The sequence below is a fragment of the Thalassolituus pacificus genome, from assembly GCF_025318105.1.
Lineage (GTDB): Bacteria > Pseudomonadota > Gammaproteobacteria > Pseudomonadales > Oceanobacteraceae > Venatoribacter > Venatoribacter pacificus.
Map to the genome: position 1 here is coordinate 13,613 of NZ_JAOANI010000017.1, position 24,879 is coordinate 38,491.

The 24,879-nt window shown below is 53.8% G+C and carries 20 protein-coding genes; 12 read left to right on the forward strand and 8 right to left on the reverse strand.

Annotated features, from left to right (window positions below):
• The first annotated feature begins 112 nt into the window (after nucleotides 1–112).
• Both fmdA and NYR02_RS10380 read left to right on the forward strand, forming a co-directional pair.
• On the forward strand, nucleotides 113–1,348 hold the full coding sequence (fmdA, locus tag NYR02_RS10375; protein ID WP_260976300.1) for a formamidase: 1,236 nt from the start codon (nucleotides 113–115) through the stop codon (nucleotides 1,346–1,348).
• Between the two features lie 17 nt (nucleotides 1,349–1,365).
• The gene (locus tag NYR02_RS10380; RefSeq protein ID WP_260976301.1) at nucleotides 1,366–1,746 is read left to right on the forward strand and encodes a zinc ribbon domain-containing protein; all 381 of its coding nucleotides are present in this window, start codon (nucleotides 1,366–1,368) and stop codon (nucleotides 1,744–1,746) included.
• Nucleotides 1,747–1,940: 194 nt separating this feature from the next.
• On the opposite strand, the gene NYR02_RS10385 is transcribed toward NYR02_RS10380, so the two are convergent.
• The gene (locus tag NYR02_RS10385) at nucleotides 1,941–3,827 is read right to left on the reverse strand and encodes a DEAD/DEAH box helicase (RefSeq protein ID WP_260976302.1); all 1,887 of its coding nucleotides are present in this window, start codon (nucleotides 3,825–3,827) and stop codon (nucleotides 1,941–1,943) included.
• A 520-nt stretch (nucleotides 3,828–4,347) separates the two neighbouring features.
• Here NYR02_RS10385 and NYR02_RS10390 point away from each other — a divergent pair.
• Nucleotides 4,348–6,429, forward strand: coding sequence for an ATP-binding protein (locus NYR02_RS10390; protein WP_260976303.1), 2,082 nt, complete (start codon nucleotides 4,348–4,350; stop codon nucleotides 6,427–6,429).
• A 147-nt stretch (nucleotides 6,430–6,576) separates the two neighbouring features.
• Nucleotides 6,577–6,858 carry a pyrimidine/purine nucleoside phosphorylase gene (gene ppnP, locus NYR02_RS10395; RefSeq protein WP_145465985.1) on the forward strand — a complete coding sequence of 94 codons (282 nt, stop codon included), beginning with the start codon at nucleotides 6,577–6,579 and terminating at the stop codon, nucleotides 6,856–6,858.
• Between the two features lie 53 nt (nucleotides 6,859–6,911).
• Here ppnP and NYR02_RS10400 read toward each other — a convergent pair whose 3' ends face one another.
• Together NYR02_RS10400 and NYR02_RS10405 are read right to left on the reverse strand one after the other, a co-directional pair.
• Nucleotides 6,912–9,572 (reverse strand): bifunctional diguanylate cyclase/phosphodiesterase, encoded by a 2,661-nt coding sequence (locus NYR02_RS10400; RefSeq protein WP_260976304.1) that lies wholly within the window; start codon nucleotides 9,570–9,572, stop codon nucleotides 6,912–6,914.
• Between the two features lie 26 nt (nucleotides 9,573–9,598).
• Complete coding sequence (locus NYR02_RS10405) at nucleotides 9,599–10,252, reverse strand: flagellar brake protein (protein ID WP_260976305.1); 654 nt, start codon at nucleotides 10,250–10,252, stop codon at nucleotides 9,599–9,601.
• A gap of 189 nt (nucleotides 10,253–10,441) precedes the next feature.
• Here NYR02_RS10405 and NYR02_RS10410 point away from each other — a divergent pair, with 189 nt between their 5' ends.
• Both NYR02_RS10410 and NYR02_RS10415 read left to right on the forward strand, forming a co-directional pair.
• On the forward strand, nucleotides 10,442–10,699 hold the full coding sequence (locus NYR02_RS10410) for a DUF3820 family protein (RefSeq protein ID WP_260976306.1): 258 nt from the start codon (nucleotides 10,442–10,444) through the stop codon (nucleotides 10,697–10,699).
• A gap of 11 nt (nucleotides 10,700–10,710) precedes the next feature.
• A complete protein-coding gene (locus NYR02_RS10415) occupies nucleotides 10,711–11,415 on the forward strand; it encodes a glutamine amidotransferase-related protein (RefSeq protein ID WP_260976307.1) in 705 nt (234 codons plus the stop codon).
• Between the two features lie 24 nt (nucleotides 11,416–11,439).
• Here the strand turns inward: NYR02_RS10415 and NYR02_RS10420 are convergent, their stop codons facing one another.
• The 3 genes from NYR02_RS10420 to NYR02_RS10430 all read right to left on the reverse strand — a co-directional run bounded on the left by NYR02_RS10420 (nucleotide 11,440) and on the right by NYR02_RS10430 (nucleotide 12,992).
• Nucleotides 11,440–11,673 carry a GNAT family N-acetyltransferase gene (locus NYR02_RS10420; protein WP_145465990.1) on the reverse strand — a complete coding sequence of 78 codons (234 nt, stop codon included), beginning with the start codon at nucleotides 11,671–11,673 and terminating at the stop codon, nucleotides 11,440–11,442.
• A 46-nt stretch (nucleotides 11,674–11,719) separates the two neighbouring features.
• Complete coding sequence (locus tag NYR02_RS10425; protein ID WP_260976308.1) at nucleotides 11,720–12,070, reverse strand: DUF3301 domain-containing protein; 351 nt, start codon at nucleotides 12,068–12,070, stop codon at nucleotides 11,720–11,722.
• 154 nt (nucleotides 12,071–12,224) lie between these two features.
• Entirely contained in the window at nucleotides 12,225–12,992 is a 768-nt protein-coding gene (locus tag NYR02_RS10430) for an SDR family NAD(P)-dependent oxidoreductase (protein WP_260976309.1), read from the reverse strand.
• Between the two features lie 112 nt (nucleotides 12,993–13,104).
• On the opposite strand from NYR02_RS10430, the gene NYR02_RS10435 reads away from it, so the two are divergent.
• Nucleotides 13,105–13,458 carry a winged helix-turn-helix transcriptional regulator gene (locus NYR02_RS10435; protein ID WP_260976310.1) on the forward strand — a complete coding sequence of 118 codons (354 nt, stop codon included), beginning with the start codon at nucleotides 13,105–13,107 and terminating at the stop codon, nucleotides 13,456–13,458.
• A 113-nt stretch (nucleotides 13,459–13,571) separates the two neighbouring features.
• On the opposite strand, the gene NYR02_RS10440 is transcribed toward NYR02_RS10435, so the two are convergent.
• Together NYR02_RS10440 and NYR02_RS10445 are read right to left on the reverse strand one after the other, a co-directional pair.
• Nucleotides 13,572–16,607 carry an efflux RND transporter permease subunit gene (locus NYR02_RS10440; protein WP_260976311.1) on the reverse strand — a complete coding sequence of 1,012 codons (3,036 nt, stop codon included), beginning with the start codon at nucleotides 16,605–16,607 and terminating at the stop codon, nucleotides 13,572–13,574.
• 11 nt (nucleotides 16,608–16,618) lie between these two features.
• Nucleotides 16,619–17,758: an efflux RND transporter periplasmic adaptor subunit gene (locus NYR02_RS10445; RefSeq protein ID WP_260976312.1), complete on the reverse strand. Its 1,140-nt coding sequence runs from the start codon at nucleotides 17,756–17,758 to the stop codon at nucleotides 16,619–16,621.
• A gap of 265 nt (nucleotides 17,759–18,023) precedes the next feature.
• On the opposite strand from NYR02_RS10445, the gene NYR02_RS10450 reads away from it, so the two are divergent.
• From NYR02_RS10450 to gcvP, 5 genes are all read left to right on the forward strand, one after another.
• Nucleotides 18,024–19,040: a helix-turn-helix transcriptional regulator gene (locus NYR02_RS10450; RefSeq protein WP_260976313.1), complete on the forward strand. Its 1,017-nt coding sequence runs from the start codon at nucleotides 18,024–18,026 to the stop codon at nucleotides 19,038–19,040.
• A 45-nt stretch (nucleotides 19,041–19,085) separates the two neighbouring features.
• Nucleotides 19,086–19,763 carry a TetR/AcrR family transcriptional regulator gene (locus NYR02_RS10455; RefSeq protein WP_260976314.1) on the forward strand — a complete coding sequence of 226 codons (678 nt, stop codon included), beginning with the start codon at nucleotides 19,086–19,088 and terminating at the stop codon, nucleotides 19,761–19,763.
• A gap of 283 nt (nucleotides 19,764–20,046) precedes the next feature.
• The gene (gcvT, locus tag NYR02_RS10460; protein ID WP_260976315.1) at nucleotides 20,047–21,141 is read left to right on the forward strand and encodes a glycine cleavage system aminomethyltransferase GcvT; all 1,095 of its coding nucleotides are present in this window, start codon (nucleotides 20,047–20,049) and stop codon (nucleotides 21,139–21,141) included.
• A 49-nt stretch (nucleotides 21,142–21,190) separates the two neighbouring features.
• Nucleotides 21,191–21,574, forward strand: a complete 384-nt coding sequence (gene gcvH / locus NYR02_RS10465; RefSeq protein WP_260976316.1) for a glycine cleavage system protein GcvH — start codon at nucleotides 21,191–21,193, stop codon at nucleotides 21,572–21,574.
• 105 nt (nucleotides 21,575–21,679) lie between these two features.
• Nucleotides 21,680–24,595, forward strand: a complete 2,916-nt coding sequence (gene gcvP / locus NYR02_RS10470) for an aminomethyl-transferring glycine dehydrogenase (protein WP_260976317.1) — start codon at nucleotides 21,680–21,682, stop codon at nucleotides 24,593–24,595.
• Nucleotides 24,596–24,879 lie beyond the last annotated feature (284 nt).

A 24,879-nucleotide genomic window follows, 5' to 3' on the forward strand; every position in this document is an offset into this window, starting at 1 on the left:
TGCAGCCTGCTCAGCACGTGGCTGACAGGCATATAAAACTTTAACCGGCGTTTTCCATTTTCCGGTAATACGCTGAACCAAGAGGCTGTTAAGGCCACTCAAGGAGCAAACCATGACTGATACCATCATCAAGATTGATCTGAATAAATCCGCTTATGAGCACGACAATGTGCATAACCGCTGGCACCCGGATATTCCGATGGTCGCTACGGTAAAACCCGGCGATGATTTTATTGTTGAGTGTTTTGACTGGACCGGCGGACAAATTGAAAACAACGATGACGCCTCCGATGTACGTGACGTTGATCTGACCAAAGTGCATTTTCTCTCCGGCCCGATTTCTGTAGAAGGTGCGCAGCCAGGCGATCTGCTGGAAGTCGATATTCTTGATATTGGCGCTTTTGCCGAACAGCAATGGGGCTTTAACGGCTTTTTTTCCAAGCAAAACGGCGGTGGTTTTCTGGATAATCATTTTCCGGAAGCACAAAAATCCATTTGGGATTTTAATGGTATTTATACCAAATCCCGCCACGTTCCCGGTGTCGAGTTTGCCGGTATTCTGCATCCCGGCCTGATTGGCTGTCTGCCATCACGCGAGATGCTGGATATGTGGAATACACGGGAAAAAGAACTGTTTGATACCGAACCAGACCGCACCCCACAACTGGCCTGTCTGCCGTATGCCGAAACCGCCCACATGGGCCGTATGAAAGGCGACGAGCGTAATTCTGCGGCCGCAGAAGGCGCACGTACCGTACCGCCGCGTGAACACGGTGGTAATTGCGACATTAAAGACTTAACCCGCGGGGCAAAAGTGTACTTCCCGGTGTATGTCGATGGTGCCGGTTTATCCGTTGGCGATCTGCACTTCAGCCAGGGTGATGGCGAAATTACCTTCTGTGGCGCCATCGAAATGGCTGGCTGGATTCATATGCGGGTTAATCTGATTAAAGATGGCATGGCCAAATATCAGATTAAAAATCCTATTTTCAAACCGAGCCCGATGGTTCCAAAATACGATGACTACCTGATCTTTGAAGGTATTTCGGTGGATGAAAACGGAAAACAGCATTACCTGGACACCAGCATTGCTTACCGCCAGGCCTGCCTGAATGCGATTAAATATCTGACCCAGTTTGGTTACAGCGAAGCACAGGGTTACGCAATTATTGGCTGTGCGCCGATCCAGGGCCATATCAGCGGCGTAGTGGATATTCCGAACTCCTGTGCGACATTATGGTTGCCGACGGATATTTTTGAATTTGATATCCAGCCGAATGCCAACGGGCCGGTTAAACATCTGGATGGTTCGATTGATATTCCGAAAGCTCCGGATCTTAAATCTTAAATAAGGAGGAGTTCTGTATGCCACTGTATGACTACAAATGTCCGCAGCATGGCGTGTTCCAGGAGTTGGCAACCATGGAAAAACACGACCAGCCAACGGCCTGTCCACAATGCCAAACGCTGTCGGCGCGCATTATTATGCTGCCACCGCATCTGGCCAAAATGCTGAAAGAAACCAAAGAGGCCATGGAGCGTAACGAAAAAGCGCAACATGAACCGGAGTTTATGACCAGCAGCCAGTATCACGAACGTGAGCAGGAAAAACGTGAGCGCCATCAACATAAGCACAAACATCATAATGGTTGTGGCTGTGACACCAAACGCCGCAGCAATCTGATGTATACCGCTGACGGCAATAAAATGTTTCCGGGAATGCGGCCATGGATGATCAGCCACTGATCAACATGGGTATTCAGCTTTTCGTCTGTCCTTTTCCCCGGTTTTAACCGGGGCTTTTTATTTCCGCAGGAAAAATATTGGCGGAGGAAAATATTGGTGCAGGAAAAACATGACTGTCATGAAAATATTGGCAGACATAAAAAAACCGGCCATTGGCCGGTTCTTTTAATGACGTTGCGCAGTCTTAATTAATATTAAGCTTCGCGACGCTTACGTGGTGCACGGGTACCCGGTGCCGGAGCCCCGTTGTCACGTGGTTTAGCACGCGCAGGTTTCTTGGCAAAACCGTCTCTCTGGCCTTCGGCGCGACGCGGGGCACGACGTGGAGCACCCGCGCCACCCTGCGGTACTTCAGACTCTTTATACACTTTAATTTCCAGTGGACGACCACAAACGCGTGCTTTACGCAGTTTGCCCATGGTCGGAGCTGGCATACCTTCCGGTAAATCAACCACGGCGAAATTATCAAAAATTTCAATGTGGCCGATGTAATCACTGTCGAGGTCCGCTTCGTTAGCAACGGCACCCACCAGGTTACCCGGCTTCAGGCCATCGTCATAACCAATACCAACCATATAACGGGTCATTTCCACTTCAGGATGACCTTTTAATGGCTTTGGACGCTCGTCTGGTAATGCTTTACTGCGCGGGCCACGCTCACGCGAATCGCCACGGGAGTCACGATCACGGGATGGACGCTCACCACGGCTTTCGTTGCGCAGTTCGCGCTCACGGGCATCGGCCATACGGGCATCGGTCTGTTCATTAATAAACAGGGATTTTTCACCCTGCAGCAGAGCGGCCAGTGCGGCAGCAACGTCCAGTGCATCGACCGGGTTCTGACTGAGAATGGTCTCGATCATTTCGCGGTACTGGTTATTACGCTCTGGGTGAATCGCATCCAGAATCTGGGCCTGGAAACGTTCGCGGCGTTTTTCGTTCACCATTTTAGCGGTCGGCAGTGGCATTTCTTCAATGGCCTGACGGGTCGCTTTTTCAATATCGCGCAGCATGCGTTTTTCACGGCCACGAACAAATACGATGGCTTCACCATTACGGCCCGCACGACCGGTACGGCCAATACGGTGAACGTAGGATTCGGTATCCTGCGGAATGTCATAGTTGATTACGTGACTGATACGCTCAACGTCCAGACCACGGGCAGCAACGTCGGTCGCGACAATAATATCAAGCTGACCGGCTTTCAGTTTCTCAACCGCTTTTTCACGCAGCGCCTGTGGAATGTCACCGTTTAATGGCGAACATTTAAAACCGTTGGCCTGCATAAAATCAGCTACTTCTTCTGTTGCCTGCTTGGTTCGGACAAACACCATCATGGCATCAAATTCTTCGGTTTCAGCAATGCGCAGCAGTGCATCATTTTTATGAGCACCGGCAACAAACCAGTAACGCTGACGAATTTTATCGTTGGTGGTGGTTTTGGTCTGAATTTTTACTTCAACCGGATCTTTCAGGTGAGTTTCAGCAACACGCTGAATTTCACGCGGCATCGTCGCCGAGAACAGAGCCACCTGACGGGTACGCGGCGTGTGTTCCAGAATCCAGTTCACATCGTCAATGAAACCCATGCGCAGCATTTCGTCGGCTTCGTCCAGAACCACGGCTTTAATATCCGCCAGGTTCAGCGTGCCACGACGCAAGTGATCCATAACACGTCCCGGAGTACCCACAACCCACTGTGGTCCGCGCTTCAGTTCACGCAGCTGGCTGCCGTAATCGGCACCACCGTAAATCGCGGTAACACCAATGCCCGGAATGTACTTGCTGTAAGTTCTGATGGCTTCAGCCACCTGTTGCGCCAGCTCACGGGTAGGCGCCAGACACAAAACCTGTGGCGAATTAAAATCGGCCTGGGTGCGGCTCAGCAGTGGCAACGCGAAGGCAGCGGTTTTACCGGTACCTGTCTGGGCCATACCCAGAACGTCTTTGCCTTCCAGCAGTGGGGGAATACTTTCGGCCTGGATCGGAGACGGAGCTTCATAGCCCAGTTCTTCCAGTGTACGAAGAATAGAAAAAGGTAAGCCCAGGCTCGCAAAGCCTGTAGGGGTAGTATCAGTCATATTGTACCTGTGTGTAGTAGAGGAAGGGCTTGGCCGTTCTGGTTCGCACTCTACTGCTCACACGGCTAGGCCCGACTCGTCGGTTTTCTTAAGGGGGGCGTACTATATAGGAAAGCCAGGAAGACTGCCTTAATTATTTTGCCCTACTGTAACAATTGTCCGGCTTTAAATGGCTGCCGTTCTGTGCAGCTGGGCTCAATGGCCAGCGCCAATGTGGCTCTGCAAGCCAGATTACGATGGCGGCACAGAGAAAACCCGCTGATATCTGCCCGCGCTGCCATCTTATTGTGAAACATGTCAGAATTGTAGCTACGCAAGCCATGCAGTTACTGCTAATCTGATCATGAGTACACAATAATGAAGAGAGCCCCTGCAACGCAGAATGCCAGTATTAACCGGTAAATGCTGTCGCTGTTTATTCAGGCTGCTGATATCGGTTTTGTTCTGCGCAACACGCTTCTCGGCAGATTTGGTTCACTTAGAGTCAACAGACCCTGAGATGGGTATCAAGACGTAATACATGAATATCAAAAACCGCATTCTGTTGTGTGTCATCATTCTGCAAATCGCAGGCTTTACTGCTTTGCTGCTGCATTACAACAGTCGCGCCAGTGATTCTGTGCTGGAGTTTAACCGCCAGCAAATCATGGCAGCGGTTACCGCCAGTGTTCAGCGTCTGGATGCCACCGCCGCGCAAATGGAACGCACCGCGCTCGGCCTGGCACGCAACGGCGAACACCATCAGCAACAACACCATCGTCATAATGCCGAACAGATCCGTACCGCATTGCTGCAATTACTGGTACGCACCTTTCAGTCATTCGATCAGGCCTTGGGGGGCGGCATCTGGTATGAGCCATACATCATCGACAAGGATGTGCGCTATTTCGGCCCTTACGCTTACCATAACGGCGATGACGTTGTTCCCACCTGGGCACTGAGCAACGAACGTTACGACTATCTGAATCAACCCTGGTATAGCCTGGCCATTCCGGCCGACTGGCCACGCCAGAATCCGCGCAGCAGTGATCTGTACTGGACTCCGCCCTATATCGATAACGCCGGTACTGAAGCACTGATCATGACCGTGGATGCGCTGATGTACGACAACCAACAACGACTGATCGGCATTGCCACCGTCGACTGGGAGATTGAACAGCTGCGGCAACAGATTCGCGAGCTGCGCCTTACACCGGGTACCCGCCCCTTCCTGCTGCATCAGGCCAGTGGCCGTTATCTCGTCGGCCCGGAGAACAACAGCGAAGTGAATACGCCGGTCAGCAACTATCATCTGCTGACCCTGAAAACCAACCACGCCAACGATCTGCAGGAAACCAGCGACGAGTATCTGTTTGCCGCCCGCAGCCAGACAGGACTGGTGTTGGGTGTCCGTATTCCTCACGCCGATCTGGCGCTGGCGGTACAGCAACGTCTGGCCGATGGCATGACCATTAATATCGGCATCGCTGTGCTATTCGTATCTATTATGGCGCTGGTGCTGGAGATTTTATTCCGCCCGTTCCAGCAGATTCTTAACCGCCTGCAAAGCACGGTCGACTACAACCGCGAAGCCAGTCAGCCGTCGTTCCGTCCGCTGCAATATGAAGCCGATAATGAATTTACGCCCATTGTCCGGGTATTTAATACGCTGGTAACGCAGGTGGATCAGTTTACCCGCCGCCTGTCAGACACCAATAGTCAGCTTTTGACCGAACAACAACGGGTCGAAGAGCTGAACACCACACTGGAATCCAAAGTGGAAGAACGCACCCGTGAACTGGAGCAAAAAAACGCCGAAGTGAACGAATCGCTGCGCAAGCTGAAGCTGACCCAGCAACAACTGGTCAACCTGGAAAAACACGCGGCACTGGGTGAGGTGGTTGCTGGGCTGGCACACGAGATTAATACGCCACTGGGCATCAGCGTTACCGCTGTCAGCGCCCTGGAAGATCAACTGAAAGAGATCTCACAGCTGTTCCGCGCCGGACATTTAGATAAAGCCTCCTTTGACGATTTCATCCAGTTCTCAGAAGAAGGCGTACAGATTACCGCCGATAACCTGCGCCGTGCCGCCGACCTGGTTGCACGCTTTAAACAGGTCGCGGTCGACCAGTCGAGCGAACAACGGCGGGATTTTGAGTTGGGCGATTACCTGCAGAGCATCATTGTTTCCCTGCGTCCGAATTATAAATACCGTCCGATTGATGTTTGTGTTGAATGCCCGAAACGCATTTTTATCAGTGGTTATCCCGGTGCAGTGGCACAAATTTTCACCAACCTGATGATGAATTCACTGACCCATGCGTTTGACGACGACCGTCCTGAGCGGGGCCAGATCCGTATTGAAGTACAACAGCTGGATCAGCAGGTGGAAGTCATCTTCAGTGATAATGGTCGTGGCATGGATGAAGACACACTGAAACAACTGTTCGATCCGTTTTTCACCACCAAACGCAATCAGGGTGGCAGTGGCATTGGCGCTTACATTATTCAGGATCTGGTCAGCCACCAGCTGCATGGCTCGCTCGAAGTCAGCAGTGCACCGGGCCAGGGAACACGTTTTGTTATCCGCTTTCCACTGACCCGACAGATGCAGGACTAAACAACAGGGCGCGCACTGGCGCGTCTCTTACCCTGCCCGCCAAATGCCCTTGCCGCCCATCCTCCTGTACACCACCCCACCAGCCCGATTGCCGCCCGGCGGCGGATGCGTATAATCGCCACTCCCATTCACGAGGAGTGCTTAACTGTGCTGAAAGTAAACGAATATTTTGATGGCAAAGTAAAATCCATTGCCCTGCAAACCGCGACTCTGCCAGCGACTGTTGGCGCAATGGAAGCCGGTGAGTACGAATTTGGCACCAGCCAGAAAGAAGTGATGACTGTCGTTTCCGGCAGCATGGACGTACTGCTGCCAGGCGCCAGCGAGTGGCAGACCTTCGCCCAGGGCGAATCTTTCGAAGTGCCTGCCAACGTTAAATTCCAGGTAAAAATGGCGACTCAAACCGCCTATTTCTGCACCTACGAATAAGCGTTGCCACGGAACCGGTCTGCACTGCAGACCGGTTCCGCGCTGTCACTTTATTACTTTAATAACAGCGTCAGTTCAGCCAACGGCAATGGCCGGCTGAAGTAAAATCCCTGATACGTCTCACAGCCATTGGAGCGCAAAAACTCCAGCTGCGGTGTTGTTTCTACCCCTTCTGCCAGAATCTGCAAGCCCAGCCCACGCGCCATATTAATAATGGTACTGGTGATCACCCGCCCCTCTTCTTCGCACTCGACACTGTGAATAAAACTGCGGTCAATTTTCAGTTTATCGACCCGGTAACGGTGCAGATACGCCAGTGACGAATAACCCGTTCCGAAATCATCCACCGCCAGCATCACCCCCAGGGCTTTCAGCCCGGCAATGGTCGACAACACCTGCGCCGAGGGCTCCAGTAAGGCGCCCTCGGTGATTTCCAACTCCAGCCAGCTGGGATCAAGCTGGTAGATATCCAGCAGAGCCTTAAGACGTTCCACCAGCCCACCGGCAACAAAGGTCGGCTGGGTGATGTTCACCGCCAGAATCAGCGGCGCAATCCCCTGCTGCTGCCAGAGGGCGAGCTGCCGACAAGCCTTATTCAGCACCCAGCTGTCCAGTTCCGGCATCAGACCGTTGTCTTCCGCCACCGGCAGAAAACGTCCGGGCTGAATCATTCCTTCCTGCTCGTGCTGCCAGCGTATCAGGGCCTCAACCCCGGTTACCCGGCCGCTGCGGATGCAGACCTGCGGCTGATAGTGCAGCTGCAATTCATCGTCACGCTGTAATGCATGACGCAACTCATTACCCAGCTCCAGCCGGTCGGTAGCCGCCTGGGTCAGATCATTGGTGTAAAACTGATAATGATTACGGCCTTTGCTCTTTGCCTGATACATCGCCACATCGGCATTGCTGATCAGTTGGGTAACATCACGGCCATGATCCGGAAACAGCGTGATGCCGAGACTGGCACCAATAAACAATTCACGGCCGATGCCGACATCAAAGGCACTGCCAAATAACTGCTGAATAATGTCAGCTACGCGCCTCACCTGATCGTCGCTGACGATATTTTCCAGTACCACCACAAACTCATCGCCGCCCTGACGTACCACGGTATCGGAATCGCGCAGCCGTTCACGCAGCCGCCGCGCGCACTCCTGCAACAGGCGGTCGCCGGCCGGATGGCCGAGGCTGTCATTGATGTGTTTGAAGTGATCCAGATCGATGGTAATCACCGCGACTTTACGCCGTTTCTGCGTCGCCAGTTCAAGGGCAGCCTGCAATTTAATCAGCAGGGAGCTGCGATTGGGCAGGCCGGTGAGTGAATCGTAATGGGCCAGATAATCCAGCTGCTGTTCGGATTCTTTCTGACGTGAAATATCGGCAAACACCGCCACATAATGGCTGATCGCCTGACGCTCATTACGGACACTGGTCACGGTCAGAAATTGTGGGAACACTTCGCCGTTTTTACGCCGGTTCCAGACTTCATCACGCCAGAAGCCCTTTTCCTGCACTTCGCGTCGGATATCCTGCAATACATTGCGCTGGCGCCGTTCCGGGTTGAGCATCTCTACCGAGCGGCCACGGACTTCTTCTTCGCTGTAACCGGTAATGGTGCTGAACGCCGGGTTTACCGCTTCCATCAGGCCGTCCGGATTGGTAATTACCACACCTTCCATGGTCGATTCAAACACCCGTGCAGATTGCTGCAAACGCTGTTCACGGGCATGAGCCTCGGTAATATCCTGCACCGTCCCAACCCGTGCGACGGCTACGCCATCACCATTCAGCAGAATCTCGGCCAGGCCGTGAATCATCTTGATCTGCCCCGATGGTGTGCAGATACGGTAGGTCATATCAGACGGCTGCAGTGTCTTCAGACTGTGCTGCAGCGTACTGATAACCCGTTCCTTATCTTCCGGATGCAAATAGGCAAGGTAGTCCTCAAGGCTGACCTGAGTAACTTCCGGGCTGAGCTCAAAAATTTCGCCGGCCTGCGGCGTAAAGGTGATGCAGTTGTTGAGTACGTCATCGTACCAACTGCCGATTCTGGCCAGACGCTCGGTCTGCTGCAGTGAGCGCTCACGCTGCTCAAGATGGGTCATGACGGCCAGACGATCCGCCACCAGAAAACACAACTGGGTAAAGGTTGAAAGCAGCGAGCGCTCACTGTCACTCGGTGCCGGAGTCGCAGCATCAAGCCCCAGCAGCAGGCAGCCAGCTGCATTGTTACGACCGGCAACCGGCAATAACAGCACCTGAGCACAGGCCATCGTCTGCAGCACCAAGCGTTCATCGTCGCCTTGCGCCAGCGCTGCGGATAACAGCCGTGGCTGCTGGCCATAAACCAGCCCACACCACTGCTCCCGCTGGGTGACGAGGGCGTGTAATGTTTCGCTGCTGGCCTCATCCTGACTGGCCAGAACACACAGTGGTTGCGTATGAACGCCTTGCGGACATAAGAGCAGAGCAATCTGAGAGGCCTGCAAACGGACAGCAACCTGCTGTAAAGAAGCTTGCAGATCGGCGGCTAAAGTCGCGGGGCAACTGTGCAAAAAACACTGCACACTGCTTTCCAGCAGCGACTCCAGCCGTGTGCTGACAACCATCGCCGGATTTGGCAGGCGGCTATCAAGTGCTTCGCCGCTGACCAGATTTTTCCAGACCTGACTCCAGTGATCCTGCCCGTCGGCAGGAAATGACATACCAGTCATGCAACAACTCCAGAACTGGAAAATGGCTATTGCCGGTGAATATTAGAAAGCACATAAGCGTGCAATGTGATGCGATCAGAATCACTCATGGCCTGAAACTGCAGCCCGACGCCAACGCCACCGGTTTCTTTCGTAATCGCGCGGACAATAGCGTCGAGCTTAATAATGCGTTCAATACCACTGACTGCCACCTGCGCTGTGAGCTGAACATTTTCACCCACTTCTACCGGCAGCATCTTCGCCTCCAGCCGCGCCCCGCCGAGACTCAGGTCTTTAATTATGGCTGAACATTTCTGCGAAAAATTCTCGCCGTAATGCACCGAAGTAATCAGTGACACTTTGGCCCGGACCGAGCTGCGTACTTCACCCAGCACCAGAGAAGATGGCATCGCCAGATGCAGGTGTGGGTAAGGTGCACGGGAAATATGCGTAATTTCGGTACGGAAGGCACAGGCGCAATTCATTTGCGTGGCAAATAAGCGCACCGCCAGTGGTGCTCCAAGTTTAAGCACCATCGGTGAACCATTAACAAGTGGTGTGGTAACAACAATGCTTTGTCCGGCGCGATAGCCAATAAGAACGGACCTGTCACGTTCAGTGGTATAGCCCTCAAAATCCAGCTGCAACGGCTGGCCCGGCGTTAGCCGCAGATCCTCAAATCGTGTATTTTTTTCTTCCATGCCCGGTACATCTGGCCAAAGTAGTTATTGATACTTTAGTGTAGACCAGAAAAATGCCTGACAAAGTACATTAGAGAGCCTCAGGCGCTTTGCAGTACTTGCAGGCATCGCGACCACCGCTCATCATGTCAGTGGTCATGCCATCGAACGATAGCAATGGCCTCTTTTAACAGCATTCTGAGGTAGCCCGTGTTTGATAAATCTGATCTGGTGCGCCTGGTCACCATGACCATGCCGTTTGGTAAATATCAGGGACGGGTGTTGATCGACATTCCCGAAGAATACTTGTTATGGCTGAATAATAAGGGTATGCCGGCCGGACAATTGGGCATGCTGCTGTCATTGGCACTGGAAATTAAAATCAACGGTCTTGAAGATATTCTCAAACCGTTGCGTGGCCAATCAGCAACCGTTCTGGTCAATTCCACTTCTGACACACTGCACTGACGATACGCGCTATGAAAACGCTGGGCCTGCTGGAAACCGATACGCTCTACCCCGACCTGCTGGACGAGTACCGCTCGTACGGCACCATGTTCACGCAATTTTTTGCGCGCCTGGGTATTCCCCTCGAATACCGCTTTTATCAGGTGCAGCAAGGTGAGTTACCGCAGGATATTAAAGAATGCGACGCCTACCTGATTACCGGCTCTAAAGCGGGCGTGTATGACGACTTACCGTGGATTCCGCCATTACAGCAGTGGATCAAACAGGCTTACGCCGGGCACAGTAAAATAATCGGTATCTGCTTTGGTCATCAAATACTGGCGCACACATTGGGCGGCCATGCGGCACGCAGTGATAAAGGTTGGGGCATTGGTGTTCATACAACGCGTATTGACCGCCATCCCAGCTGGCTGAACGATGACCTGTCACACCTGCGTCTGATCTACAGCCACCGCGATCAGGTACTTTCTCTGCCACCCGAAGCGCGGCGTTTGGCCAGCAGTGAATTCTGTGAAAATGCCGCGTTTTATATCGACCAGCGCGTACTGACCTTTCAGGGCCATCCGGAATTTACCGTTGAATACACGCAAAAATTATTACCCCGCCGGGAAAACTGCATAGGCCCGGATTTATTCCGCGCAGGGATGAATACCCTGGTACAGCCGACCGATGCCGATACCGTGGGGCGCTGGCTGGCGGAGTTTATCCGCCTTTAAACACGCGGATTCTCAGCAAAATAATCAGAGAAACTTTCGCACATACCAGCAACTGGCCTGAATGTCATAACCCTGACCCTTTGCCCAGGCCAGTCCTTCCTTTACCAGCTCTTCGGCCAGACCTTTACCACGCAGACGGAAGGGGACATAAGTGTGGGTAAAATCAATCTGTTTGCCTTCAACCACATAATCCAGCACACATTCGTGGCCGTCCTGTTCAATAATAAAACGCTGCTGTTCTGCCTGATGAATCACCATGATCACTCTCCCGATCTCAAAAATTTCGCGCAGCGGTAACAGCCGCTCAGTGAATACGATGCGCCTGCAACTCCAGCTTTACCACCCGCCGGCCAATCAGCGTCAGCACACCCTGATAACGCTCGTCACCAGTGGACGAAAATTCAAACCGATACGTACGCACCAGCCGCCAGCCACCGGCCTGGCTGCGCCCTTCGCCTTTGATCAGCTGCAACGACGGCACCCGGCGGATGCGCAGCGTATCCAGCATCAGGGTATCGTCCAGTAACTGCACATCTTCCTGCTGACAATGACGACGCACGGCATGCAGCGCCAACAACCGTGCCTGCTGCTGACGATTCCAGAAAATATACGCCAGCGCCAAACAGGCAAAAAAGAAAATCCAGCCAAGCATCATAATGTCCGCCTTTAATTCCGCCCTTGCGGACATAAATTACCGATGGGCAGAATATGGAGGCAAAGAGAGTAAATTAAAAGGCCGCAACAGCATGTAGCTGTGCGGCCCTGAGTGTGCTGCCATTAATACGACAGGCTCTGACAACAGCGCATCATCAGTTACGGCCAGCCATGACTCCGCCATCGACATCCCAAACGGCTCCGGTCACCCAGCCAGCCTGATTACTGAGGAGAAATGTGATCACAGACGCGACATCATCAGACTGACCAATGCGTCCGATTGGATGGAACCCATCGAACCCGGCCAATGCAGAATCCATCGCCTCGGCTTCAATAAACGAGCCATAAATCGGGGTTTTAACCACCGCAGGAGAAACGGCATTCACGCGGATATGGCTGTCCGCCAGCTCCATAGCCATATGCTGAGTCAAGGCATGCAAGCCTGCCTTGGCCATAGAATACGCCGACGATGGTGTTGCTTTAACTGCCTGCTTGCCCCACATCGATCCGATATGAACCATCGAACCGCCGCCATGCTCAGCCATGTTGCGTGCAACCGCCTGAGAAATAAAAAACGATGCTTTATTCAACTCCAGATAAGCATCATAGTCTTCCATTGAATGCTCAAGAAAAGCCGTTGGTTTAAAGTAGCCTGCGGCGTTAACAAAGTAGTTGATGTGTCGTTGTTCATTACTGATGGCATGCAGCAAACGCTGCACATCATCTGATTTATAAAGGTTAATGGTTATGGTCTCGGCCTGGCCGATATCGGCCAGCTCAGCCTGAGCCTGCGCCAGCTTTTCAGTGGAACGGCCGACCAGAATAGTGGCCACGCCCTGCTGCATCAGTTGGCGCGCCGTGGCCAGACCCATACCGCTGGAACCACCCAAAATCAACGCAAGAGAATCGTTATTAAATGTCATGCTGAATACCTCCACAGGGGTTAGTCAATGTGTGGACTCAGCTTATAAAAGTCAGTAATCTGCTGAAAAGTAAGCACAATCCGGTACAGTAGGCACTTTTCGGTACATCTTAATGATTGATAAGGAAAAAAAAATTTCCAGAAAGCTGGCACCTGAGCGCAGTGCGCGGATGGTCGAGACGATTTTCGGCTGCAAATGGTCTTTAACCGTATTTCAGCTACTGGCAAGCGGCGTCAATCGCCCCGGTGCCATGGTACGCAGTGTGGACGGCTTAACAACAAAAGTGCTGAATGAGTGTCTGACGAAGAATACCCGCTTTGGTATTCTTGAACGTATTGCCTATAACGAAACGCCACCAAGAGTGGAGTATCTTATCACCCCATTCGGCAAGAAATTTATCCGCATACTGGATGAGCTGGAAAAACTGCAGAAAGAAATTTCGGACGAAGCTGCAGAGCAAGAATAAATAATTATCTCAATATAAAAATGGCCGCTTTCGCGGCCATTTTTATATCTTCTGCATTTATGTTATCTGCGCTGCTGACTGGCAACAGAAAACAATAATGCCAGACATCGTATTTACTCCGGCATTTTCCCCAAAAAGCGGTACAGCACCGGCACGACAATCAAGGTTAATAACGTCGAAACCAACAGGCCGCCAATAATCGCCCAGCCCATCGGCGACCACATGCTGGAGCCCGATAACGTTAAGGGCAACAAGCCACCAATAGTGGTCAGCGTGGTTAACACAATGGGTACAAAACGGGTTTGCGCGGCAGCGGCAATGGCCGCCAGCTGCTCCATACCTTCACGGCGCATCTGATTGGCGTAATCGACCAGAATAATGGAGTTATTCACCACAATCCCCACCAACGACGTCAGACCAATAAAGGCGGTAAAACTGAAGGTATAACCGGTAATAAATAACGCCAGCAAGGCACCAATCAAGGCAAACGGAATGGCGGCAAAGACAATTAACGGCTGCACAAACGAACGGAACTGCAATACCAGCACCGCAAAAATACCAAACACCGCCAGAATTAATGCCTGCGCCATACCGCCGAAGGCTTTTTTACGGTTGGCCTGTTCACCACCAACAGTAAAGTGCACTCCTTCCGGCCAGGCGTATTGTTGTAACTGTTCAACCACGGCATTCGTCACTGCCTCGGTGGTAAAGCCTGGTAATACATCCGAGGTTACCCGCGCCATCCGCTCGGTATCAAAATGCTGGAAGCGGGCAATGCTGGTTTCCAGTTCGATACTGGCAACCTGCAACAGCGGCACCAGTTTGCCGTGTGTCGTGGCAATCTGAATATCGTCAAAGGTGGCCAGTTCCGGCCGCGGATATTCCGATAAACGCAGCACTAAATTATATTCTTCGCCGTCATCATCACGATATACCCCCATGGGCAAACCAACCAGTGCGGTACGAATAGTGCGGTCGATGGTACTGAGCGGAATACCCAGCATGGCGGCTTTATCGCGGTTAATCTGCACATGCAGATCGACTTTATATTTACCAACCGGGTTATCCACACCAATCACACCCGGTGTCTGTTCCATTATACTGGCAACATCCAGCGAGACACGCTGAATATCGTTCAGTTCTTCTCCCATAATGCGGATCTCAACCGGCGCTTCCACCGGCGGCCCCTGCAGAAACTCTTTTACCGTAATCTGCGCGCCGGCAATTAAACTCAGCTCATCACGCAGGGCTGACACCAGCGGCTCAACCTGTGCCAGTTCATGCGCACTTAAGGTGACAAATAATTGCGCAAAATTCACCGTCTGCCGTGAAGGCATAATGTTGTAATAAATACGCGGATTACCGCGGCCAACGTTCTGCGCAATATCCACCACTAAAGGCTGTTTACGCACCAGCGCTTCAACCCGTTGTGCCATGGCTTCGGTCTGTTCAAAACCGCTGCCTTCCGGCATATCAATATTCACCAGAATCATCGGTTTTTCGGCTTTCGGAAACAGGCTGACACCGATTAACGGAAACAGCGATAACGAACCGATTAACAGCGCCAGCGAAATCCCCAGTACCCGTTTAGGTTTAGCCAGTGCCCGGTTCAGCCAGCGCAGATAAAAACCATCAGCAATGGCTTCCAGTTTTTTCTGACTGCGGGTCGTGGTTTTTGCGGCTGTGCCTAATTTACTGGCCAATAACGGCGTTAAAGTCAGGGCAATTAATAACGATGCAAACAGGGTTAACACCACGGTCACCGGCATTGCCCGCATAAAAGTACCGGAGCCGTTCTGCATTAATAACATGGGTAAAAAAGACAGTACCGTTGTCAGCGTGCCGGAAGTGACTGCCCAGGCCACCTGTGAGCTGCCTTTAATCGCCGCATCGCCGGGGCTGTCGCCATCGCGTAAATGACGGGCAACGTTTTCCACCACCACAATGGCGTTATCCACTAATAAGCCTAACGCAATCACCAGACCAACAATGGACATCTGCTGCAGGCCAAAACCGGCTAAATCCACCCAGCCAATGGCAATAAAAATAGACAGCGGAATGGCCGCGACCACCACCAGCGCCGGGCGCAGGCCCAGCACAATCAGCGACAATATGGCGACCAGAATCAGACCCTGATTTAAATTATCGAAAAAACCATCAATCTGGCGTTCAACACTGACTGACTGATCCATCACGGTTTTTAATGCAATGTGCTGCGGCAGACGCTTGTCGCTGTAGCTGTCCAACACCTGCTGAATGCCTTCGCGCACCTGAAAAATCTGACTGCCCTTGCGTTGCACAACCGACAAAAATACGGCTTTTTCGCCATTTAAGCGGGCGCGGTAACTGGGCAGACTTTCGGTTAATGATATCTGCGCAATATCGCGTAAATAAATCAGACGCTGGCCCTGGCCGCGCACGGCGGTATCGCCAATGGCATCCAGCGATTCGTAATCACCACTGGTACGCACGGTAAAGCGGCGTTCACCGGCATTGGCATGGCCACCGGGTAAATTCTGTGCCGCACTGGCCACCGCCGCCTGAATTTCGTCGAGGCTGATGCCCAGACCATTCACTTTGCGCTGATCCACCTGAATCTGAACTTCCAGCGTTGGCAGTGCGGCAATATCAACGCGTTTAACACCGCTGACGCGCTCGAGCTTTTGCTCCAGCGTTTCCGCGTGCTTTTTTAATTCCGGGTAATCCGCCTGTTCAGACACCAGTGCCAACTGCAGAATGCTGACATCGGCCGGGGAAATTTTGTCGATATCCAGATCGACAATGCTGGCCGGTAACTGGTCACGTACCTGCGATACAGCACTGACCACATCATCGTATTTATCGTCGGCATCGGTGCCGTATAAAAACTCCACGCGGATGACGGCCAGGCCATCTTCCACGCTGGTTTTAATTTCTCGTAAATCATCCAGTTCGTTTAAAGCGGCTTCCAGCGGATCAACCACCAGCTTTTCCATATCCAGCGGCGTTGTGCCGGGATTAACCACTTTGATTACGGCGGCAGAAAAATCGAATTGCGGGTCTTCTGAACGCGGCATGGTAAAAAACGACACCACACCGAGCAGCACCAGTAGCAAAAACATCACCCAGGTGAACTGGTGATTGCGGATAGCGAGTTGAGGTAATTGCATAACCCGCTCCTTTATTCAGCCGCAGCCGGTGCAGACACCGGCGTCGCCGACTCAACCAGCGCCGCATTCATCACCGTTACCGCGCGGCCATGACTCAGGTAAGGCGCACCGGCTACCACCACCTGTTCGCCATCCTGCAGACCGCCGGCAATCACCAGCTGATCATGATCCAGCGCCAGCAAGGGCAGACGACGCAATTGTGCCTGTGCGCCGCTGTCGCTGCTCTGCACCACAAACACTTCGACTTCAGCCCGCGCACTCTGACCGCTGGTGCTGTGCCCGCGGTTGCTGTGATTGTAAGTTCTCACCATGGCTCCCACCGGCAACAACACCACTGGCCGGGTCTGGGCGGGCATAATCACCGCGTGACCCACAAAGCCCGCCAGCAGCGGCTGCTCAGGTTTAGCGCTTACGCGGAGTTCAATCTCAAAGGTCTGGCTGGCGTCAGCACGCCCGGCCAGTTCGCTCAGCTCGGCCTGAAACACCTCGCCCGGATACGCATCAAAGGTCACTTCGGCATGATCCTGCAGACGCAGACGCACGATGTCCTTGTCGGTCACCCCGGCCCGCAACACCCAACCGCTGGTGCGGGCGGCAAACAGAAAAGCCGGTTTGCCGTTGCTGACCATTTCGTTGGCTTCCACCGAACGCTTCAGCACGCGACCATCAGCCGGCGCACGGATCACCGCATGGCGCTGATTAAAACGCGCTACGGTCAGATCGGAGCGCGCAACATCCACCTGGGTTTCTGCGCTCTGCAATTGCTCAACCGATAAAGCATCCAACCCCTGCAACGACTGAAAACGCGCCAGATTACGCTCGGCGTTGGCCAATACCGATTCTGCCTTAGCCACCTGCGCATCAATCTCTTCCAGATTCAGCGCAGCCAGCACCTGTCCGGCTTTTACCCACTGGCCTTCGTCGACGGCCACACGGCCGACCAGACCATTAATTTTGAATGCCAGATTCTGTTCCGATTTGTTCTCCAGCACGCCGCTGATACGCAACGGACGAGCATAGTCCTGCCAGTGTGCGGCGACGGTTTCTACCGGTAACGCCGGTTGCGACAATGCCGGTAATGTCAGTAACAGACTGAAAACAGACAGTAAGAAATGGCCAAACGGCCGACCTTGCAGGCGGAAAGAAAACATAGGGCGCTCCTGTTGTAATTATGCTGACCCATTGATCATTGCTGAGATGCCGGGGCTGAAGTCTCTTGCCCAGCGGCATGTTTACACCGAAAACATACTATGTCGCCAACCTGCCAGCGTCAACACACCGTAAATATCAGCCCAAAGGATGATTTGGGTTGTTACAGGCCATTTCTGGGTGAATGTCTGCCAGATACCACATTGTTAAACGCTTGTTTTGCCGTAAAGTTCTGCATTCTCACCACATACAAAAAAAAGACACACCATGGGCCCTTTAAACTGTACTGCTAACTCACTGCATATTTTGCTGCGCCTGTTGGCCAGCAAAGGCATCAAAACTCAGCAACTGCCGCCAATGGATTTGCCGGCCGATGCATTATTCAACAGCCGCAGCCGCATTGCGGTCAGCCAACTCCTGCACCTGCTCGATTGGGCACAGGAACAGCTGCCACAACAGAACCTGGCGCTCGACTACGGCCTGGCGCTGGCGCTGCATCAACCACCTCTGTTCAGCACGCTGGCACAGGGTTGCACCCTGCTGCAGCAAGATAATCTGCTGTCACAACTGTTCAGCCTGCATCGGGAAGACGATGGCGAAACCTGCCATATTGAGCTGCGCTGGCGCGCCAATCCGGCACTGGACGCGCAACTGCCAGACAACGTGCTCGATGTTGTACTGGCCTGGCTGCATGCCCGCTGCTTGCCGTTTATTGCCGCCAGTCATAACGATATTCAGCTCTACCTGCCGCATACCTGTGAGCAACCGCAGCGTTACGCCGCTTACGTGCCACTGACGATCCGCAGCAACGCGCCGTTCCTGGCGATACGCCTGCCACAGCGACTGCTGCACGCAGAAGCCGACCCGCACAACCTGCCCACGCTGCAACACCAGATGCCGCCCCGCGCCAGCCTGATGGCAACCAGCAAAGCGGCCAATCTGCTGCGCCATGACCTGCCTGAGCCGCCGTCGCTGGAGGTACTGTCGCGGGCGCTGGAATTGAGTGAACGTACCTGCAAACGGCGTCTGCAGGACAGTGGTACGCACTACCAGAAACTGCTGTCCGAACTGCGCCTGATTCAGGCCCGCGACTGGCTGCAACGGCGGGTTTACAACGTCACACAGCTGTCGGCCGAACTGGGCTATTCCAGTGTTGCCAACTTCTCCAAAGCGTTTAAAAAATGGTGCGGCTATTCGCCCAGCCAGGCGCATCAGGTGAAGGCTGACGCAGAGCACAGCGTGGCGGAAGCGCAGAATAAACAGCTCAGCGAAGTTGACGCTTAGCGCGTAACTGGTTTGAATAGCGCCACATTCCGCAGGGTATTCAGAATGAGCCGCGCCGCCTCAAACCAGAACAACGCTACCAGCTACCACCACGGTAATCTGCGTGAAGCCTTGCTCAGCGCAGCGGTTGACAGCATCCGTGAACAGGGCGCCGAGAACCTCAGTCTGCGCGCCCTGGCACGGGTGGTCGGCGTATCCCAAACCGCGCCCTATCGCCACTTTGCCGACAAGAACGGCCTGCTGGTTGAACTGGCAAGGCAAACCTTTGACGAGCTGAGCCGGGTCACCAGCGAACGCATTGATCCCGCTTTAAACTGCGCCGACAACCTGCTGCGCGCCGGCGAAGCCTACCTGCGTTACGCCATCGCCAACCCGGAAAAGTACCGCCTTATTTTCGGCAGCAGCATCACCCAGCGTGAGCAATACCCACAATTACAGACCGCCGCCCGCAGCGCCTTTAACGTATTGCTGCAACTGATGGCCGAAGGCGCGCAACGCGGCGAGTTTCTGCCCACCGAACCAATGCTGCTGGCCAACAACTGCTGGTCTTCTATTCACGGCTTTGCCCTGCTGACCATTGACGGCGTGTTCGCCCGCAAAGAACAACCGCTGGGCTTTGATGACATGCTGCGCGTTCATTTGCAGATGACCCTGCGCGCCATTCAGCACAACCCGCAACACATCCAGCAAAATCTGCCCGGTGCCATACCTTTTTCTGACTAAATAGTCAGCTTTAAGCACCTGAAGCCAACAGCGCCACACCAGTTGCCATGCCGCCCACAGGCCGGAACGGGCCAATATTTATAAATTGGAACCATCGTCCAGTTAAATACAGATTGGAGGGTGCCTAAGTGCTTTTTAAGCGCTATACTGCCGCCCTTTTTTACGTACTGAAACACAGTACGCACGATGATTCTGTCCGCTGGCGGCCCGTTACCAGCAACAGAAAACGACACAATAAAGACAGCAAACGATCACATCACGATTGACTACAGCAGGACATAACATGGCCAAGCAAACCGCTCTGTACGCCAAGCACCTCGAAGCCAATGGCAAAATCGTCGACTTTGGTGGCTGGGATATGCCCATCCATTACGGCTCGCAGATTCAGGAACATAAAGCTGTGCGCGAGCAGGCCGGTATGTTCGACGTATCGCATATGACCATCGTTGATGTGCGCGGCCCGGATGCCACCGCCTACCTGCAGAAGCTGCTGGCCAACGATGTCGCCAAACTGAAAGAAAGCGGCAAAGCCCTGTACTCCGGCATGCTGAATAACGAAGGCGGCGTCATCGACGACTTAATCGTCTACAAAATGGATGGCTGGTACCGCACCGTGGTGAACTGCTCCACCCGCGAAAAAGATCTGGAGTGGATGTCACGTCAGAGCAAAGGCTTCGAAGTCAGCCTGACCGAACGTCCGGAACTGGCGATGGTGGCGGTACAGGGCCCGCAAGCCATTGAGCGGGTAAAACAGGTTAAACCGGAAGCCGCCGAACTGATCGACGGTCTGAATATTTTTCAGGGCAAAGGCAAAGGCGAATGGTTCTTCGCCCGTACCGGTTACACCGGTGAAGACGGCCTGGAAATTATGGTGCCGGAAGCCGAAGTAGCGGCATTCTGGCAGCAACTGCTGGATGCCGGTGTCGCTCCGGCCGGTCTGGGCGCGCGCGATACCCTGCGCCTGGAAGCCGGTATGAACCTGTACGGCAACGATATGGACGAAACTATTTCGCCACTGCAGGCCGGCATGGGCTGGACCATTGCCTGGGAACCAGCGGAGCGTGATTTTATCGGCCGCGCCGCCCTCGAAGCCGAGAAAGCCGCGCGTGCAGCCAATCCGCAGCAGGCGCTGAAACTGGTAGGCCTGGTGCTGGAAACCCGTGGTGTTATGCGCTCGCACCAGAAAGTCGTTGTAGAAGGCATCGGCGAAGGTGAAGTCACCTCCGGCACCTTCTCCCCAAGCCTCGAATATTCCATTGCCATGGCGCGTGTGCCGGTCGGCACCACAGACAAGTGTCTGGTGGAAATGCGTGGTAAATTAGTGCCCGCACGCGTGGTCAAGCTGCCTTTCGTCCGTAATGGTAAGCAGCAGTTCTGATAAATTAACGAATTCGTTTTACGCTTTTTATTTTTGAGTGGAGATCAACATGAGCAATATCCCAGCTGAACTGAAATACGTCACCTCCCATGAGTGGATCCGTCTCGAAGCCGACGGCACCGTAACCATCGGTATTACCGATTTTGCCCAGGCTCAGCTGGGTGACGTGGTATTCGTTGAACTGCCGGAAGTCGGTACCGAAGTCGAAGCCGAGCAGGACATCGCCGTGGTTGAATCGGTAAAAGCCGCGTCCGACATCTACGCGCCGCTGGCCGGTAAAATCATCGCCGTTAACGACGCGCTGGTTGATGCACCGGAAATGGCCAACGAAGATCCGTACGGCAACGCCTGGTTCTTCAAAATGGAACTGGCCAACGCCGACGACCTGAACAACCTGCTCGACGCTGACGCTTACGCAGCGGCCTGCGAATAAGACGCTTCTGCCCGTCTGCGGCCCGGCCGCAGGCGGAATGTCGTTAATACTGTTAATGGCACATTCTCACCAAGCGCATCCGTTTTAACTTTTTTGAGTTCTCCCATGACCACACTGTCTCTTAAAGATCTGGAACAACGCGATAATTTTATCGGCCGTCATATTGCCTCCAATGGCGCAGGCCCCGACAGCAACGAAGAAGCCGCCCTGCTGGCTGCCGTTGGTGCCGACTCGCTGGAAGCCCTGAGCGCTGAAATCGTCCCCGCTGATATTCTGCGTGCGCCTTTCCTTGATATTGCCGACGGCAAAACGGAATACGATGCGCTGAATTATTTAAAAGCGCTGGCCAGCCAGAATAAGATTTTTAAAAGCTACATCGGTCTGGGTTACCACGACACCATTATTCCGCCGGTGATTCTGCGCAACGTGCTGGAAAATCCGGGCTGGTATACCGCCTACACCCCTTACCAGCCAGAAATTGCTCAGGGCCGTCTCGAAGCCCTGCTCAACTACCAGCAAATGGTGATCGACTTTACCGGCATGGAACTGGCCAACGCCTCCCTGCTGGACGAAGGCACCGCCGCTGCCGAAGCCATGGCGATGGCCAAGCGCTCGGTGAAGAAGAACAAATCCAATACTTTCTATGTCGATGAAAACTGCCTGCCGCAGACCATCGACGTGGTGAAAACCCGCGCCGAAGCCTTTGGCTGGGACGTACTGGTTGGCCCGGCCGATGCCGCCGCCGACGCCGATGTATTCGGTGCCCTGTTCCAGTACCCGGGTAAAAACGGTGACGTGCGTGACTTCACCGACGTCATTACCGCCCTGCACGCCAAAGACGCGATGGCCGCCGTGGCCACCGACCTGATGGCGCTGGTGATGCTGAAAGCACCGGGCGAAATGGGTGCCGACATCGTTCTGGGTAACGCCCAGCACTTCGGCGTGCCGATGGGCTTTGGTGGCCCGCACGCGGCGTTCTTCGCTACCCGCGATGCGTACAAGCGTAATATTCCCGGCCGAATTATCGGTGTATCCATTGACGCTCAGGGCAAGCCTGCGCTGCGTATGGCACTGCAGACCCGTGAACAGCATATCCGCCGTGAGAAGGCCAACTCCAACATCTGTACTGCACAGGTGCTGCTGGCCAACTTAAGCTCGTTCTACGCCGTCTACCACGGCCCACAGGGTCTGAAGACCATCGCTGGCCGCATTCACCGTTTAACCGATATTCTGGCTGCAGGCCTGCAGGCTAAAGGCATTGAGCTGGTCAACAACCACTGGTTCGACACCCTGACCTTTAACGCCAGCGACAAAGCCGCGCTACTGGCCCGTGCCGAAGCATGTGAAGTGAACCTGCGCGACGACGCCGCTCTGGGTATGGCCGCGAACACTCTGGGTGTCAGCCTGCACGAGAAAACCTCTGCCGCCGACGTACAGGAACTGTTCGATATTATTCTCGGCGAAGGTCATGGCCTCGATGTATACGCACTGGACGCGCAGATTGTTGCCAGCGGTTCCAACAGCATCGACGCCGGTCAGGCACGTAACACCGCCTTCCTGACCCACCCGACCTTCAACCGCTACCATACCGAGCATGAAATGCTGCGTTATATGAAGCGTCTGGAGTCGAAAGACCTGGCCATGAACCACAGCATGATCACGCTGGGTTCCTGCACCATGAAACTGAACGCCACCACCGAAATGATTCCGGTCACCTGGCCTGAGTTCTCCAATATTCACCCGTTCGCGCCTAAGTCACAGACCGTTGGCTACGAGCAAATGATTGCCGAGCTGGACGACTACCTCAAAGCCGTGACCGGTTTTGACGCCATCTGTATGCAACCGAACTCCGGTGCGCAGGGCGAATACGCCGGTCTGCTGGCGATCAAGAAATACCACGAAAGCCGTGGCGAAGGTCACCGTAACGTCTGTCTGATCCCGCGCTCTGCCCACGGTACTAACCCGGCGTCGGCGCAGATGGCCTCGATGCGCGTTGTGGTCACCAACTGCGATGACGAAGGTAACGTCGACTTTGACGACCTGAAGAAGAAAGCCGAAGAAATCGGCGACCAGCTGTCGTGCCTGATGCTGACCTACCCGTCGACCCACGGTATTTACGAGCAGGGCGTGCGTGAAATCTGCGATCTGGTACACAGCCTCGGCGGCCAGGTGTATATGGACGGTGCCAACCTCAACGCACAGGTGGGTATCACCCAGCCGGCGTTTATCGGTGCCGACGTATCGCACATGAACCTGCACAAAACCTTCGCCATTCCACACGGCGGCGGCGGCCCGGGCATGGGCCCTATCGGTGTTGCCAAACACCTGGCGCCATTCGTGGCCAACCACGCGGTACGCCCGCTGGAGAACGAAGCCAAAGGCAACGGTGCGGTATCGGCTGCGCCTTACGGCTCCGCCAGCATTCTCACCATCAGCTGGATGTACATCACCCTGATGGGCGGCAAAGGCCTGCGCCGTGCGACCCAGAATGCACTGCTGAAAGCCAACTATCTGGCCAAGCGTCTGTCGGCTCACTACCCGATTCTGTACTCCGGCCAGAACGGCCGCGTAGCGCACGAATGTATCGTTGACCTGCGTCCGCTGAAAGCCGAAAGCGGCATTACCGAAGTGGATATCGCCAAGCGCTTAATGGACTACGGTTTCCACGCGCCGACCATGTCGTTCCCGGTTGCGGGCACCTTTATGATCGAGCCGACCGAATCGGAATCCAAAGCCGAAATCGACCGCTTTGCCGACGCCATGATCAGCATTAAAGGCGAAATCGACGCGGTACTGCGCGGTGAACTGGATGCGGAAAATAACCCGCTGAAAAACGCCCCGCACACCGCACCGGTAATTGCCGGAGAATGGGATCGTCCGTACAGCCGCGAACTGGCCGCTTACCCGGTTAAAGAACTTGGCGCACATAAATTCTGGCCAACCGTTGGCCGTATTGATGATGTGTACGGCGACCGTAACCTGATTTGCTCTTGTCCGGCGATTGAGAATTACGAAGAGTAATCTTAGCTTTATCACCAAAATGGAAGACATAAAAACCCCGCTAACTAAAAAGTTAACGGGGTTTTTAATATCTGTCTTGGATCAACCTATGTGGGACAATTAGTGTACTGCGACCTAGCCATCATATTAAATTCACTTATGATCTAGACGAGCATCATTTATTTTTGAATGAAGATTGGAAACGAATTTATAATTACTAGACCTAGTATCAACTTTGAACCGCGACAGTAGCTCCTAAATTCCATAGTACACCTCCTCTGGTGTTTTGTAGTTGAGTCGTTTTC

What these genes read in the sequence shown, in the direction of transcription:
- fmdA (WP_260976300.1), top strand. Translation starts at nt 113, where the DNA reads ATGACTGATACCATCATCAAGATTGATCTGAATAAATCCGCTTATGAG.
- NYR02_RS10380 (WP_260976301.1), top strand. Translation starts at nt 1,366, where the DNA reads ATGCCACTGTATGACTACAAATGTCCGCAGCATGGCGTGTTCCAGGAG.
- NYR02_RS10385 (WP_260976302.1), bottom strand. Translation starts at nt 3,827, where the DNA reads ATGACTGATACTACCCCTACAGGCTTTGCGAGCCTGGGCTTACCTTTT.
- NYR02_RS10390 (WP_260976303.1), top strand. Translation starts at nt 4,348, where the DNA reads ATGAATATCAAAAACCGCATTCTGTTGTGTGTCATCATTCTGCAAATC.
- NYR02_RS10400 (WP_260976304.1), bottom strand. Translation starts at nt 9,572, where the DNA reads ATGACTGGTATGTCATTTCCTGCCGACGGGCAGGATCACTGGAGTCAG.
- NYR02_RS10405 (WP_260976305.1), bottom strand. Translation starts at nt 10,252, where the DNA reads ATGGAAGAAAAAAATACACGATTTGAGGATCTGCGGCTAACGCCGGGC.
- NYR02_RS10415 (WP_260976307.1), top strand. Translation starts at nt 10,711, where the DNA reads ATGAAAACGCTGGGCCTGCTGGAAACCGATACGCTCTACCCCGACCTG.
- NYR02_RS10420 (WP_145465990.1), bottom strand. Translation starts at nt 11,673, where the DNA reads ATGGTGATTCATCAGGCAGAACAGCAGCGTTTTATTATTGAACAGGAC.
- NYR02_RS10425 (WP_260976308.1), bottom strand. Translation starts at nt 12,070, where the DNA reads ATGATGCTTGGCTGGATTTTCTTTTTTGCCTGTTTGGCGCTGGCGTAT.
- NYR02_RS10430 (WP_260976309.1), bottom strand. Translation starts at nt 12,992, where the DNA reads ATGACATTTAATAACGATTCTCTTGCGTTGATTTTGGGTGGTTCCAGC.
- NYR02_RS10435 (WP_260976310.1), top strand. Translation starts at nt 13,105, where the DNA reads ATGATTGATAAGGAAAAAAAAATTTCCAGAAAGCTGGCACCTGAGCGC.
- NYR02_RS10440 (WP_260976311.1), bottom strand. Translation starts at nt 16,607, where the DNA reads ATGCAATTACCTCAACTCGCTATCCGCAATCACCAGTTCACCTGGGTG.
- NYR02_RS10445 (WP_260976312.1), bottom strand. Translation starts at nt 17,758, where the DNA reads ATGTTTTCTTTCCGCCTGCAAGGTCGGCCGTTTGGCCATTTCTTACTG.
- NYR02_RS10450 (WP_260976313.1), top strand. Translation starts at nt 18,024, where the DNA reads ATGGGCCCTTTAAACTGTACTGCTAACTCACTGCATATTTTGCTGCGC.
- NYR02_RS10455 (WP_260976314.1), top strand. Translation starts at nt 19,086, where the DNA reads ATGAGCCGCGCCGCCTCAAACCAGAACAACGCTACCAGCTACCACCAC.
- gcvT (WP_260976315.1), top strand. Translation starts at nt 20,047, where the DNA reads ATGGCCAAGCAAACCGCTCTGTACGCCAAGCACCTCGAAGCCAATGGC.
- gcvH (WP_260976316.1), top strand. Translation starts at nt 21,191, where the DNA reads ATGAGCAATATCCCAGCTGAACTGAAATACGTCACCTCCCATGAGTGG.
- gcvP (WP_260976317.1), top strand. Translation starts at nt 21,680, where the DNA reads ATGACCACACTGTCTCTTAAAGATCTGGAACAACGCGATAATTTTATC.